The 12,571-nt window shown below is 46.1% G+C and carries 17 protein-coding genes; 5 read left to right on the top strand and 12 right to left on the bottom strand.

Annotated elements, in window-relative coordinates; translation table 11 throughout:
- Positions 1-164 precede the first annotated feature (164 nt).
- Both H6F67_RS27100 and proS read right to left on the bottom strand, forming a co-directional pair.
- Positions 165-374, bottom strand: coding sequence for a hypothetical protein (locus H6F67_RS27100; protein WP_190769765.1), 210 nt, complete (start codon positions 372-374; stop codon positions 165-167).
- A gap of 222 nt (positions 375-596) precedes the next feature.
- Positions 597-2,099 carry a proline--tRNA ligase gene (gene proS, locus H6F67_RS27095; protein ID WP_190769764.1) on the bottom strand — a complete coding sequence of 501 codons (1,503 nt, stop codon included), beginning with the start codon at positions 2,097-2,099 and terminating at the stop codon, positions 597-599.
- Between the two features lie 906 nt (positions 2,100-3,005).
- Here proS and H6F67_RS27090 point away from each other — a divergent pair.
- From H6F67_RS27090 to H6F67_RS27075, 4 genes are all read left to right on the top strand, one after another.
- Positions 3,006-3,827, top strand: coding sequence for a bifunctional 2-polyprenyl-6-hydroxyphenol methylase/3-demethylubiquinol 3-O-methyltransferase UbiG (locus H6F67_RS27090; protein ID WP_190769763.1), 822 nt, complete (start codon positions 3,006-3,008; stop codon positions 3,825-3,827).
- A gap of 21 nt (positions 3,828-3,848) precedes the next feature.
- Positions 3,849-4,718 carry a helix-turn-helix domain-containing protein gene (locus H6F67_RS27085; RefSeq protein ID WP_190769762.1) on the top strand — a complete coding sequence of 290 codons (870 nt, stop codon included), beginning with the start codon at positions 3,849-3,851 and terminating at the stop codon, positions 4,716-4,718.
- A gap of 73 nt (positions 4,719-4,791) precedes the next feature.
- Entirely contained in the window at positions 4,792-5,184 is a 393-nt protein-coding gene (locus H6F67_RS27080; RefSeq protein ID WP_190769761.1) for a VOC family protein, read from the top strand.
- A 54-nt stretch (positions 5,185-5,238) separates the two neighbouring features.
- A complete protein-coding gene (locus H6F67_RS27075) occupies positions 5,239-5,757 on the top strand; it encodes a GNAT family N-acetyltransferase (RefSeq protein ID WP_190769760.1) in 519 nt (172 codons plus the stop codon).
- Positions 5,758-5,760: 3 nt separating this feature from the next.
- On the opposite strand, the gene H6F67_RS27070 is transcribed toward H6F67_RS27075, so the two are convergent.
- From H6F67_RS27070 to H6F67_RS27040, 8 genes are all read right to left on the bottom strand, one after another.
- A complete protein-coding gene (locus tag H6F67_RS27070) occupies positions 5,761-6,189 on the bottom strand; it encodes a GFA family protein (RefSeq protein ID WP_190769759.1) in 429 nt (142 codons plus the stop codon).
- 255 nt (positions 6,190-6,444) lie between these two features.
- A complete protein-coding gene (locus H6F67_RS27065) occupies positions 6,445-6,921 on the bottom strand; it encodes an OsmC family protein (RefSeq protein WP_190769758.1) in 477 nt (158 codons plus the stop codon).
- A gap of 43 nt (positions 6,922-6,964) precedes the next feature.
- Complete coding sequence (locus H6F67_RS27060) at positions 6,965-7,438, bottom strand: GNAT family N-acetyltransferase (RefSeq protein WP_199304670.1); 474 nt, start codon at positions 7,436-7,438, stop codon at positions 6,965-6,967.
- A 185-nt stretch (positions 7,439-7,623) separates the two neighbouring features.
- Positions 7,624-8,040, bottom strand: coding sequence for a nuclear transport factor 2 family protein (locus H6F67_RS27055; RefSeq protein ID WP_190769757.1), 417 nt, complete (start codon positions 8,038-8,040; stop codon positions 7,624-7,626).
- Positions 8,041-8,119: 79 nt separating this feature from the next.
- Positions 8,120-8,344, bottom strand: coding sequence for an NAD(P)H-dependent oxidoreductase (locus H6F67_RS28600; protein ID WP_396799205.1), 225 nt, complete (start codon positions 8,342-8,344; stop codon positions 8,120-8,122).
- Positions 8,345-8,351: 7 nt separating this feature from the next.
- Positions 8,352-8,732: an FMN-dependent NADH-azoreductase gene (locus H6F67_RS27480; RefSeq protein ID WP_199304668.1), complete on the bottom strand. Its 381-nt coding sequence runs from the start codon at positions 8,730-8,732 to the stop codon at positions 8,352-8,354.
- Positions 8,733-8,812: 80 nt separating this feature from the next.
- On the bottom strand, positions 8,813-9,697 hold the full coding sequence (locus tag H6F67_RS27045) for an AraC family transcriptional regulator (protein ID WP_199304667.1): 885 nt from the start codon (positions 9,695-9,697) through the stop codon (positions 8,813-8,815).
- A gap of 176 nt (positions 9,698-9,873) precedes the next feature.
- The gene (locus H6F67_RS27040; RefSeq protein WP_190769756.1) at positions 9,874-10,845 is read right to left on the bottom strand and encodes a YafY family protein; all 972 of its coding nucleotides are present in this window, start codon (positions 10,843-10,845) and stop codon (positions 9,874-9,876) included.
- Positions 10,846-10,997: 152 nt separating this feature from the next.
- On the opposite strand from H6F67_RS27040, the gene H6F67_RS27035 reads away from it, so the two are divergent.
- A complete protein-coding gene (locus H6F67_RS27035) occupies positions 10,998-11,906 on the top strand; it encodes an SDR family oxidoreductase (protein ID WP_190769755.1) in 909 nt (302 codons plus the stop codon).
- Between the two features lie 75 nt (positions 11,907-11,981).
- On the opposite strand, the gene H6F67_RS27030 is transcribed toward H6F67_RS27035, so the two are convergent.
- Entirely contained in the window at positions 11,982-12,242 is a 261-nt protein-coding gene (locus H6F67_RS27030; RefSeq protein WP_190769754.1) for a hypothetical protein, read from the bottom strand.
- Between the two features lie 19 nt (positions 12,243-12,261).
- Positions 12,262-12,459 (bottom strand): carboxymuconolactone decarboxylase family protein, encoded by a 198-nt coding sequence (locus H6F67_RS27025; protein WP_242020829.1) that lies wholly within the window; start codon positions 12,457-12,459, stop codon positions 12,262-12,264.
- Positions 12,460-12,571: the final 112 nt, after the last annotated feature.

The following is a 12,571-nucleotide window of genomic DNA, read 5'->3' as shown; positions in this document are numbered from 1 at the left end:
GCTAAAGTCATCGCTTCCTGGAGGGCTGTTAAGCATTCGATAAACTTCAGCCTAAACTCCAGGGAGCTTTCTTGTTACGGGTGTCTACTGCTACTTCCTTAACATCCTCTAAGTGCAGGTACGCGCTTGGTGGCTGGTGATACACAACCTGCCTAAAATGCTCTTTAGTGTTCGGGGGTATCCTTCAGTCGTTGCAGTCGTTGTTGCAATAAAAAAACACCCAGTTGAGGCAACACCAGTTCCTGAGTCTGCTGGCGAATCGCTTGCTCAATCCCTTCCAATGTTTGCAACTGTTCGGTCGGCGTATTGCGATACAGAATCTGGGCAATGGTATCAATGCTTCGTTGCAGTTGTGCTTGATCTTCTGGAGTCATCGGCTGTTTGAGAGAGTTGGCTTCCTTCCTAGCCTAGTTTTTCTCTCAATAAGGTGACACGCACCCGTTGCCAAAAATAGTGCTTCCTTTACGAAACGGATTTCGTATTATTAGTAATAGAGACGGTTTTTCTCAGCGACACCAATTTGTCTCAATGTCATTTGTTTTGGCACTGTACAGCCAATGTACGCAAGGCCACTAATTCTGTCCGAATTATTGTTATCAGTAAGCTTTAGCAAAAACCACCTTTTGAGAGGTCTCTTTCCCTGTCAAGAAACATTTACCAATCTCACCTTGTAGATTGAATGGTATGCAACGACCAGTCGCTTTTGTCTCTTGCTTTATCCTTTCCTCGTCATCAATAGTACCTGCAAAATACGCTATATAGAATCCAGGCTTTTTCTCTATAGAAGCTTTAAACTCTTCATAGGAATCTACGTAGTAAGTATTCCGTTGCTGAAATTCTTTTGCTTTTTGAAGGAGATTCTCTTGTATAGAATTAAGAATATTCTTAATTCTATCCTCCAGTTGGCTTAGTGGAACAGTGATCTTTTCACCTGTATCACGTCTTACAAGAACACTACTTTCACTGGCTAGATCTTTTGGTCCAATTTCTAGACGTAATGGAATTCCTTTCAACTCCCAGTCATTAAATTTGAAGCCTGGGCTTAAGTTATCTCGATCGTCGACACGAAACGAGAATTGATTAAACCTCAAAAACCTTTCTTGAAGCTCTCGAAACTTAGACATAACCCCCTCTTTTTGTCCATCCTTCCTAAAAATTGGAACACCAATGACCTGTAGGGGAGCAATTCGAGGTGGGCATACAAATCCTTGATCATCAGAGTGAGCCATAATCATGGCTCCAATAAGACGAGTAGTTACACCCCAGCTCGTAGCAAATGGATATTCAAGAGTACCTTCCGCTGACAAGTATTTAACATCAAAAGCTCTTGAAAAAGTTGTGTCCAGATGATGACTAGTTCCTACTTGAATCGCTCGACGATCCTGCGTCATCGCCTCAACTGTGTATGTATGATCAGCTCCAGGAAATTTCTCGTTTTCAGTCTTCTGACCATCCAATACTGGTATTGCAAGATAGTCTTCAAGAAGTGTTTTGTATATACTGAGCATCTGCCGTGCCTCAGCCTCAGCTTCTTCATAGGTCACATGAGCCGTGTGTCCTTCTTGCCACAGAAACTCAGATGTACGTAGAAAAGGGCGCGTCCTTAATTCCCATCGACAAATGTTTGCCCACTGGTTTATGAGAACAGGCAAATCTCTATAGCTCTGAATCCAGTTCTTGTATGTAGACCAAATTATCGTTTCACTGGTTGGTCTGACAACCAAAGGTTCTGCTAATTCAGCTTCCGAATCAACCCCAATTGACCCAGCTTCTGTTAGCTTAAGCCTGTGGTGGGTCACCACCGCGCATTCTTTTGCAAACCCGGAAACATGATCCGCTTCTTTGGAGAAATAGCTTACAGGAATAAACATTGGAAAGTAAGCATTAACATGCCCAGTCAACTTAAACATTTGGTCTAAGGTATGCTGGATTTTCTCCCAAATCGCGTATCCTTCGGGTCGGAGAATCATACAGCCTCTAACACCCGACTCTTCGGCAAGCTTCGCCTTCTCAACTATATCTAAATACCACCGAGAATAATCTTCATCCCTTTTGGTAATCTTTAATGAGTCAGCCTTATCGGGTTTGCGGTTCGCCATAGATTCTACATTGTGCAAGCTTTGTTATTATCCCACACCTTTATAGAGTTTTGGTTGGCGGGTACTTAAGCCTCTATCATGCTCCTACTATTGATTAGTGTCTGCTCATTACGAATTTTCGCACTGTCTCTTGATAGACCAACCATACGTTTAATCAAGTCATCATGCAGGTTTTATGTCTCCAATCGAGAGGAGCTTTGAACTCCACCAAGTCATCTCGTTGAGGAGAGTAGAAGCGATAACTCAGCTCTTGCAACATTCTGAGTAAAGAGTTACCAAAGGGTGCGTGTCACCTTCTACAGAGAAAAAAGAAAAGCCTTGATGCTCCATCATAATCACAGCACTTGACAAGTATGCATGATTTTTCTACCAATAAGGTGACACGCACCCAAAAGGAGGAACGACCCTCGCGGTGTCTGCGGAGCAGCGCGCGATCTCTCATCGTGGAAACCGACCTGTCGTTTATCTTGACGAGTCAGTCATTCATTGGGCATTGTTGCCCGACAACTGGACAAAACCCTTGTTTTGACGCGCAGTGCGCCCGGACTCAAGAGCAATCCGGTGTACTCGAATATGTGTTTAGGCTTACAGGCTGTGGCACAAACGATAATCAATGCACTAGACGGCGATCCAGCAGTTGTACCAGCCTATGGGGTTCCCTTAGTCTAATCTGGTGAGCTGGCACAAGTGCGATCGCTGGGGTAGAACCGCTCGCAAAATCACCATCAGGTTAAGTTTTTCCAGAATGTCTCATTTCTCATATTACATTGATGTAGTATAATGTAGCATACCGATAGCCCTCAAGCAATTTGCCTTCGGTTTGATTATCAATCGGATGCAATATTTCCCTTAAAAAGAAATAAAAGACATAGAAATGACCATAATCGCAATCGTTGATCAGATCACATGCTAAATCCAGAAGAAGCGAATGTTGCTCAACATTATAGTCAGGAAGGCTTTGCGTATCAATCTGTTCGACTCCAACAATACAGTCCGGTTGAGTTTGCCATGACCACGCGATATCTGAATCGATGGGTTCCGAATCAGGCAATCGTCGCATACATTGGAGTTGGGGTGGGTCACTATGCAGAGCTACTAGCTCAACGGGGCTGTAGGCTTTATCTGATCGATATTACTCAGAAATTGTTGGATACCACCCACGCGAGGCTTAAAGCCGCCGATCTAGAGCAACAGATCCTCGCTGTTCAACAAGCTTCGGCGGCTCAACTGGTGGGCATCGAAAATGCGATCGCAGATGTCGTATTGCTCTTGGGACCGCTTTATCATCTTTGCTCATTATCGGCAAGGCAAATGGCTGTGCAAGAAGCAGCAAGAATTCTCAAGCCTGAAGGATTACTGTTTGCCGCAGGAATTAATCGCCTGGTGTATTTTCGAGATCTATTTCGGAATCAGCCAGAGGAAGCGGTTGTTCGTCAAAACTTTCATCGACAATTTCTACAGAATGGAAATACTGATCCAGACCATGCACCACCGCTAGGCTATGGTCATTTGACGACACTAACTGAGTTCAAACAGTTGTTTGAAGCGGAGTTTAATCAGCTAGCGATGATTGGAGCGGAATCTTTTTCTGCGCCCTTTGCAACGACCATTCACACGCTTGAACTAGAACAAATTGAAGCCTGGGTGGATTTAATTGAAGCCACTGGACAGACATTAGAAGGATTGATGATGTCCGACCATTTCCTCTACGTTGGAAAGAAAAAGTAGTAACAACACATTGAAATTGGCATGGTTTACCAGACTTACCAACCGCAATCGCATCTCTCACAGGTCGTTGAATTTTTGTGGATTCGTGAAGGCGATAATTTGCCACAGTGCCAGTCGCGCTTGCTGCCTATTGGCTCAATAGAGTTAGTCATCAATCTACACGAAGACAGAATACCGCTGTTCGATCGCCACAGTCGAGCAGAGTGCGGCAGCACCAACGGCACAATGGTTTGTGGTGTTCATTCTGAAAGCTTTATCATTCGCAATGAGCGAAAGGTTTCCTTCATTGGTGTGCATTTCAAGCCAGGGGGTAGTTCTGCATTCTTCGCACTTCCGACTAGGGAACTGCAAAATCAAATCATTTCGCTGGATGAACTGTGGAAGCATGATGCGACGGAACTCCGTGAACGACTGCTAGAAGCACCAACATTATTATCTCGGTTTCTGGTGCTAGAACAGTTTTTGCTGACCAGAATGCAGCCACCTAAACAACATCCTGCTGTCGAGTTTGCTTTACGTCAATTTAGTCGAACCCCTGAAGGCAGAACTGTTCTACAGGCAGGAATTTGCTCTGCATCAGTAACATCGCTTATTCCCGCAGTGAAAGCAGTCGTTGAGCAAACTGGGTTCAGCGATCGCCATTTCAATCAGCTATTTCGCGATCAGGTCGGACTAACCCCAAAACTGTTCTGCCGAGTTCAGCGTTTACAGCAGGTGCTGAGTTTATTGAGTGGTAAAACACAGATTGATTGGCTGGAGATTGCATTCACTTGCGGCTATTTTGATCAAGCTCATTTAATTCACGATTTTCGATCGTTTGCAGACTGCACTCCCACTGAATATTTAGCACAGCGCAGCTTTCATCCCTGCCATGTGGTACTGCCTGACTAAGGTCAAGTTTTTACAATCCTGTTCCCAGAAAGTATGTCACACTCAAAGTCCAGATTCATTGGGAGGGAACACCATGCAAATTACCGCTTCAGCGATTTCACTCAACGTCGATGATGTCATGGCATCAGCTAAATTCATCAAACAGCACTTCGATTTCGTTGAAGAAATGTCAGCCGATGGTTTCGTGTCACTCTCTCGACCCGATGCAGGATTTAACCTGATCTTCCTGCAAACTGGATTAGAAAGCTTTAAACCAGTTCATCTACGTGGACATCGGGCGGATGGTTTGCTGATTGTCTTTGTGGTAGACGACATTGATCGCGAATATGCACGACTGCAAGCTGAAGGTGTGAAGATTACAACCGCGATCGAGACTGAACCTTGGGGTGAGCGGTTCTTTCAAGTGACTGATCCAAACGGGGTTGTGCTGCAACTCGTTCAATGGATAACCGATCCAGTCGCGTAGTCATAGACATCCAAACTGGAACGGATGAATCACAGCCCTTGACGAGAAATTACAATGAACTTACGCCCTGCTACCTCTGCTGATTTAACGCTCCTGCAACATTGGGATGAGCAACCGCATGTGATTGCCTCAGATCCAAACGATGATTGGCACTGGGAAGCAGAACTCGATCGTACTCCTGATTGGCGTGAACAACTAATCGCTGAAATCGAAGGTCGAGCGATCGGATTTATTCAGATTATTGATCCGGCTCGTGAGGAAAGTCATTACTGGGGCAATGTTGCTGCGAATCTTCGCGCCATTGATATCTGGATTGGTGAGGCAACCGATTTAGGCAAAGGATACGGAACAAAAATGATGCAGCTTGCTCTTACCCGATGTTTTGCTGATCCGACTGTAACGGCTGTCCTTGTTGATCCATTGGTTAGCAATACGCGCGTCCACTCCTTTTACGAACGGGTTGGCTTTCAGCGAATCGAGCGCCGACAATTTGGTGACGACGATTGTTTTGTATATCGCTTGAACCGGGAGAATTGGCAGCCTACAAAGGAGGGAGGCAAAAATGGTTGCTGAGAGTCAGTTCGCCATAGAAGCATTAATGGGTGGAAACTGAGCAAACTTTGGCAAATCCGGGTTCATGTAATCCCAAGCTTGGGCGCTGGCGGTGTAGCAATCCATCTTGGGACGAAACCAGCTTGGATCATCTAGACTCGCGGCTGTAATGCTGAGCAGATCACCCGTTGCCCGCTTACCAAATAATCGAGAACCACAGGTTGGACAAAAGCCCCGACTGATGATGTTGCCGCTATCTCCGATAACATCGTAGTATCTAACTTCTCCTACGATCGTCACTGCATTGAGTGGCACAATAAACCCAGCGAGAAACGCACTCCCTGATACCCGTTGGCAATCTCGACAGTGGCAATTTGCCGTCACCATTGGTTCTGCCAAACATTCATAGCGAATTTCACCGCACATGCAACCACCTGTAAATGGTAGTTTCATTTTCTTGCTCCTATCACGTGATCGCTTACTGTAACAACTATTCGTACCAGAAGTCTCGGGCTGCGGGAGGTAGGATGATATTCAGCACGCGGTCAAGTTTTGCTTCATCATGTTCTTCCTGAGTGCTATGGCGACGGCTTAAATGGCTGTGTCAGGGGCGAAGTTATGATGTAACACTGACTGAACAGTCATCTAAAAAACAAAGCCTTGAAATATCTTTACTCGAATCGCAGAGAACGGCTCGAACAACCCCCATTATTGCTGTAAGGATGTGAGGTCTTCCACTAGGATTTGCGTCTTCACAGAATTCGCCAGAAAGCAGCGATCGTGGGCTGCCTCGTGCATTGCTTCAACTTGCTGATCGGTCGGTTGATCATCTCCAGCAAACAGGATTTCTGGACGGAGGCGAACCTGGGTGATTGCAAGGTTTCCAGCTTCGTCCTTTTCCAATATGCCAATTGCTCGATCGAGATAACGCTCAACCACAAACTTTTGCTTAGCGGCAATTGCGAGGAACCAGAGCATATGACAGCTTGACAGCGAGGCGACAAAGGCTTCTTCAGGATCAACGCAGGCAGGATTGGCGTAGGGTTCTCGAACATTCTGCGGAGAAGCGGATGCGGCAATCTCCATTCCTCCATCAAACTGCCAAACATGTTCACGACTGTATTGATGGTCGGTAAATGTCGCGCCATTGCGTTGCCATTGAACAGTTGCTAGATGTTGAGACATTGCTGCCTACCAAGGTTGTAATTGAGTTGCCTGTGTTCCTAGTTTAAAGAAACTTTCGCAGGTAGCGTGCGGACTCTTCATACCCCAATGCCTGATAGAAAGGAACTGCCCGACGACTGGACAAGGCAACGATCTTTGCCGCTTGATCAGCCGCCCATGCTTCAAAGCTTTGCATCAGTAATGTTCCAATTCCCCGTCGCCGAAACGCTTCGTCAACGACAATTTCTGCAACCCATGCCACTCGTCCGTTTGCGTAGAACGTGAGGTGATAGAAGCCGAGGATATAGCCCACAACTTCTGGAACGGTGCGACTCAGTTCCTGTGGTTCGCCTGCCCAGTTGTTGCGAATCGAAGCATCATGAACTGCTACAGCAATATAGCTTGACGGATCAGCGAGAAGATCTGGAAAAGTGAGGTCAAATACCTGTAGGGCAATCACAAATGTTGTTGCTAATCCTTGAGCTAGGGTCAATACAGCCTTCACATCACTAGGTCGTGCTGGTCGAATCGTTGTCATTTGAAGATTCTCCTACCCGTTGTGATTGCATCCTACTTTGATATGGGTGTTGGGCAATAGCTACTTGATTCAATTCGGAGAACTCCAGAAGAAAACAAGACTGTGAACAGTTGGTATTGTTGGATAAGTTGATGCTGAGGTTGCGAGAGGAAAGGTTGATTCTGTTCCTCTCACAATCTGCCAATTTAGGATTTGCCTGCTAAAAACTTTGCGATCGTAACTGTATCCGAGTAAAACATTTGGGACTCAATGATTTTTGCATCCCGCATTTTATAAACGCTGATCACGGGCGCATCTAGTGTTCTACCACTACTCGCTTCTAATCCTTTGAGCCGCCATAGCACAACAACATACTCACCTGCATCCAAAAACACACCATTCATCTTTCTGGCAGCTTCCGGCTGGAGATGATTCCAGGCTAGAGCCGCCCCTTCAACGTGTTGTTTTGCGCCTTCTAAACCATGATGAATGCCACCATACGGGAGTGAAGCAGCATCGCGGATGACAATCTCAGGATCATAAGTGGCAAGCACTCCAACGACATCGCGTGTTTCAACAGCTTTGAACAAACGACGAGCGGTTTCAATATTCTCATGAGACATGATAATTCCTTCCTTTCATACAAATGTTGGTAGCCGTGTTTTACAACGAGCACGATCGCCTGAAGAAGAGGGTCGTTCCTTACCATTGAGTGGCAAGGGATTGAAGACTTGCTTGAGCCGATGAAATAGACTGCTCTCGATCTTTGAACATCAGCTTCCCAGCATTGACAAACTGAACATCGTTGATACCAAACGATTCAAACAGCGTCCGAAGATACGGTTCCTGATGATCTTCACCAAAAGTAGAACCTGGAGAATAATCACCAGCACAGCTTGTGATAAACAGTGCCTTCTTTCCATGCACTAGCCCTTTAACCCCTGCTTTCGTGACCTGAATAAGTCTGTCCAAGCCGAATCAAATGTTCAAAGTAGGCTTTTAAGGTTGCCGGAATTGTAAAGCCATACATCGGCACTCCAAAAACATAACCATCGACCAACAAGAACTCTTCTAGCAGTGGGTTAGACACTTCCAAAGCTGCAATCATTTCAGGTGTAAGAATTTCGGGTGACGAATGAGTGGCGGCAATCCAGGCTTCGTTAATGTAGGGAACTGGAAAATGCCCTAGATCTCGGTAGAGAACGGCAGCTTCAGGGTGGAGCTTTTTCCAAGCTGTGATAAAGTCATGAGACAAAACTCGTGATATCGATCGCTCTCCACTGTAGCTCGCGTCAATATGAAGGATGTGTTGCATCAGCGAACCTTGAAATCAGCTTATGCACTTAGTATGTGGCAATGTACAACTGCTTTTCTTCAAGGTTCTTGCGATCGTTTTCAACGTTCTTGCGATCGACTGTGAAAAACTTTGGGTGTAACACCTACTAGACGTTTGAAGTGATAAGTAAAATGTCCTTGGCTGGCAAAACCAACCGTCTGAGCAATCATCGCAAGGGATAAATTGCCCATCCGCATCAATTGTTTAGCTCGTTCGATTCGTTGCTGAATCAGATATTGGTGAGGTGACGTATTTGTGGATTTCTTAAACAAATGCGCGAAATGATAAGGACTTAACTGTACGATCGCAGCTAACTCAGCTAGGCTAATATTCTTATCCAAGTTTGCATCAATAAAACTAGAAATTTGTCTCCATTGCTGCTGAGTAAAGCCACCTGTAATAGGTTTTATTTGACGGGAACTGTTTGAATATCGGGATAAAAGATGAACAACGAGTGCCTGTGCCATTGAATCAGCATAAAGATTGCTGTTTTCTCCGTCAATTTCCAAAGATGTTTTTAACGCAAAACCTATTTGTTGCAGAAATGGATCGAACAATGCTGCGAGGTGAGGAATGAGTTCAATGCGATCGTTCCCAAACACGTCATACCCGACTTGAGCCAGAAATGCTGGCTCTAAAAGCAAATTGAAAAACTCGGTTTCTGTGTCCCAGCCGAACGCCTGAGTTGCATAAGCTGGATAAATCGCTAAATCTCCTAGCACTGAGTCAACGGTTTCTTTTTGTCCATCGACGGCTTGTTCCAGTCGAACAGGTTTGCCAGCATTCATACAAATGACATGAAAAGGCAACACCTGTTCCGGCACCTGACAAGGGGGTTGCCGAAAATGGGCGAATTGAATGTTTTTCCAGTTCGCGCCATTACTTGCCAAAATTGGCGGTTGGGGAAGAACGAGAGGTAGCTTGTTTTGAGCAGAGTCAGTCATAGTTCCCTTGATGCTCGATCGCTTTGCTACACTGGTGCGTGTTCGTCTGCTTAAATTCTATCCGACGGTTGTAATTGGCAGCGGCAAATAATCTTAAAAGCATTGCCAGTAGCTTGATTCTGTTCGTTGTATCAAAGGACAATTTCAGAAGCAGAAAAGATTTTAATGAAGAGCGATCATGTCAATCTTTGTTTGGTGTAGAACGCGATCGCTTCCTTAGCGGCTTGCAAAACGCGATCGCGTAATTCTAAAGGTTCGATTACTTCCATCTGTGCCCCGAACCCCAATACATACGCGCAAGCTGCTTTTTCGATATCAAACCGCAGCAAGACAGGAATCCAGCCTTCAGCATCGGGAGCATCAATCCGTTCAATTCGAGCAAAGTAACCCCCATACCGCAACCAGGGCATTGCTTCTGGAGCAACCCGTACTATCACATGGTAGGAAGGAAGATTTGCCTGGAATTCCACCATCGATCGCTGCCAATAGTCGGCTAAATTGAATCCTGTTGGACGTACACAGTGAAAGTCTGTCAAGGCAGCATTTTGCACTCGTGAAATTCGGTAAGAGCGCACCTCTTCCTCTACCGCTGCGACTAAATACCAGATACTCCCTTTGGCAACTAATCCGAGAGGATTAACTAATCGTTCAACTTGTTTACCATTGCCGCGCTCATAGCTCAAGTAAACTTGTCGTTCCTGCCAAATTGCAATTTGCAGAACCGGAAAGGCTGACATCTCTTCTTCCCAGTGATGCCATCCGGTTGGGTCAACATGAATCCGTTGGCTCACCACTTCTGCTTGCTGACGATTGGCGGCAGGCAATGCGGCTAGAAGTTTGAGTAATGCGGCTTCAAACGCCTGACTCCAGCCTAGATCGGCTAACAAATGCGTGGGCTTCGGCAAAAACAACGCCTGAATTTCTGCCAGGTTGAGTCCGGTTAATGTAGTTTGATAGTGTTCCATCAAGCCCCAACCTCCGCCCTTGCCGCGTTCTGCTACCACTGGAACCCCCGCACTGCTGAGCGCATCCATATCGCGGTGAATTGTGCGCTCAGACACTTCGAGTCGTTCTGCTAGTTCGCGTGTGGTTAACCGAGAATGAACTTGCAGCAACATCAAGATAGAGAGGAGTCGATCGGCTCGCATCACCATTCTCCCAACGCTCGCAACTACTCTCTACTCTCTACTCTCTACTCTATTGCTGAAATATGACAAAGGGTGTCATGAAATGACCTTTATGCTGTCAGTATCAGCGGACAAGCAAATGCAATTGTCAAGAACAATTTTGAGGAGGCATTATGCAACCATTAAAAGATAAGATTGCGATCGTCGCTGGCGGTACTCGCGGCGCAGGTCGAGGAATTGCGGTAGAACTCGGCGCAGCCGGAGCAACCGTTTATGTTACCGGACGCAGCACCTCCACACAGCGATCAGAATACGATCGCCCTGAAACCATTGAAGAAACAGCAGAGTTAGTGAATCAGGCAGGTGGAAAAGGAATTGCAATTCAAGTGGATCATCTCGACCCTGAACAAGTGCGATTGCTCATTACACGCATCGAACAAGAGCAAGGTCGTCTCGACATTCTCGTGAACGATATTGGTGGAGAACATTGGACAGAGTTTAACCAGCCCATGTGGGAGCTTTCTCTAGAGAAGGGATTGCGACTGCTAAAAACCGCGATCGACACCCATTTGATCACCAGTCATTTTGCTCTGCCGCTCTTAATCCAGAAACCTGGCGGCTTAGTGGTTGAAGTAACAGATGGAACGGCGGACTATAACCAGCAGAACTATCGGCTATCGCTGTTCTATGATCTTGCCAAAACTTCGATTATTCGGATGGCATGGGGATTATCGCAAGAACTTCGACCCTATCAGGGTACGGCAGTGGCGTTAACGCCAGGATGGCTACGATCGGAACTGATGCTCGACCATTTTGGCGTGAGTGAAGCGAATTGGCAGGAGGCAACTGCAAAGGAACCCCATTTCGTGATCTCGGAAACGCCGCACTACATTGGGCGGGCGGTGGCTCATCTTGCAGGTGATCCACGGGTCGATCGCTGGAATGGACAGTCGCTTTCCAGTGGTCAACTGGCGCAGGTTTATAGCTTTACTGACATTGATGGCTCGCAACCCGATGCGTGGCGTTATATGCAAGAAGTAGAAGCAATGGGCAAACCTGCGGATGCAACTGGGTACAGGTAAATCAACTTTGCATCGGTGCCTGCGGCTCACGCGAAGGGTGTTCGCCCAACCACTTTATGAGTTGCTCTACCTTGCCTACAGAAAATACTGATCCCATCTTTTTTCGTTTTCTGCTCCTGGCTGCTTAAACCGCTCTTGCAGCAAGGCTGGATCGTTTCGATACAAATAAATTAAAGTTGACAACGTGACGCTGATATACCAGATTGCAAATATCCAGCCTTCCAGCCAGTACCAATCGCCAGAAAGGAACAGCACGAGAATTGGAAAGATCAAGACATAAAAGCTCGTTAAGAGAATTTGACCTACAGAGAGAATGTTGTGTTCTGTTGCGCTCATATCTGTAACGCTCCTTCAACTACAGAGGCGAGAAATACTGACTCACTTCTTCGTAGAGTGCATCAGAAACATGATTAGTAGCAATCAGCGTCACGGCTTCGGTGAATGCCAACGCTGCCCGTTCTTCAGGCGTAAAAAACGGCGTTTCGCGCCAGCCATTGAGGGCATAAATTCGCTGTTCGGTTTCACCGTGAAGTCTGGCATCCTTGGTGTGCATACAGCAATCCTAAATAGGAGATGAACAGTAGCCGTACATAAATGCTTTGGCAAAAGCAAAGGTTTGACAATGTGTGACTAATTGAAACAGAAACTTGACCGACCCAAATCTT

The sequence above is a fragment of the Microcoleus sp. FACHB-1515 genome, assembly GCF_014696105.1.
Classification (GTDB): domain Bacteria; phylum Cyanobacteriota; class Cyanobacteriia; order Elainellales; family Elainellaceae; genus JAAUTJ01.
Note: the sequence above shows the minus strand (reverse complement) of the source record. Positions and strands in the feature narration are given on the sequence as shown.

Coding starts and splice junctions, on each gene's coding strand:
- H6F67_RS27100 (WP_190769765.1), bottom strand. CDS start 374: ATGACTCCAGAAGATCAAGCACAACTGCAACGAAGCATTGATACCATT.
- proS (WP_190769764.1), bottom strand. CDS start 2,099: ATGGCGAACCGCAAACCCGATAAGGCTGACTCATTAAAGATTACCAAA.
- H6F67_RS27090 (WP_190769763.1), top strand. CDS start 3,006: ATGCTAAATCCAGAAGAAGCGAATGTTGCTCAACATTATAGTCAGGAA.
- H6F67_RS27085 (WP_190769762.1), top strand. CDS start 3,849: ATGGTTTACCAGACTTACCAACCGCAATCGCATCTCTCACAGGTCGTT.
- H6F67_RS27080 (WP_190769761.1), top strand. CDS start 4,792: ATGCAAATTACCGCTTCAGCGATTTCACTCAACGTCGATGATGTCATG.
- H6F67_RS27075 (WP_190769760.1), top strand. CDS start 5,239: ATGAACTTACGCCCTGCTACCTCTGCTGATTTAACGCTCCTGCAACAT.
- H6F67_RS27070 (WP_190769759.1), bottom strand. CDS start 6,189: ATGAAACTACCATTTACAGGTGGTTGCATGTGCGGTGAAATTCGCTAT.
- H6F67_RS27065 (WP_190769758.1), bottom strand. CDS start 6,921: ATGTCTCAACATCTAGCAACTGTTCAATGGCAACGCAATGGCGCGACA.
- H6F67_RS27060 (WP_199304670.1), bottom strand. CDS start 7,438: ATGACAACGATTCGACCAGCACGACCTAGTGATGTGAAGGCTGTATTG.
- H6F67_RS27055 (WP_190769757.1), bottom strand. CDS start 8,040: ATGTCTCATGAGAATATTGAAACCGCTCGTCGTTTGTTCAAAGCTGTT.
- H6F67_RS27480 (WP_199304668.1), bottom strand. CDS start 8,732: ATGCAACACATCCTTCATATTGACGCGAGCTACAGTGGAGAGCGATCG.
- H6F67_RS27045 (WP_199304667.1), bottom strand. CDS start 9,697: ATGACTGACTCTGCTCAAAACAAGCTACCTCTCGTTCTTCCCCAACCG.
- H6F67_RS27040 (WP_190769756.1), bottom strand. CDS start 10,845: ATGCGAGCCGATCGACTCCTCTCTATCTTGATGTTGCTGCAAGTTCAT.
- H6F67_RS27035 (WP_190769755.1), top strand. CDS start 10,998: ATGCAACCATTAAAAGATAAGATTGCGATCGTCGCTGGCGGTACTCGC.
- H6F67_RS27030 (WP_190769754.1), bottom strand. CDS start 12,242: ATGAGCGCAACAGAACACAACATTCTCTCTGTAGGTCAAATTCTCTTA.
- H6F67_RS27025 (WP_242020829.1), bottom strand. CDS start 12,459: ATGCACACCAAGGATGCCAGACTTCACGGTGAAACCGAACAGCGAATT.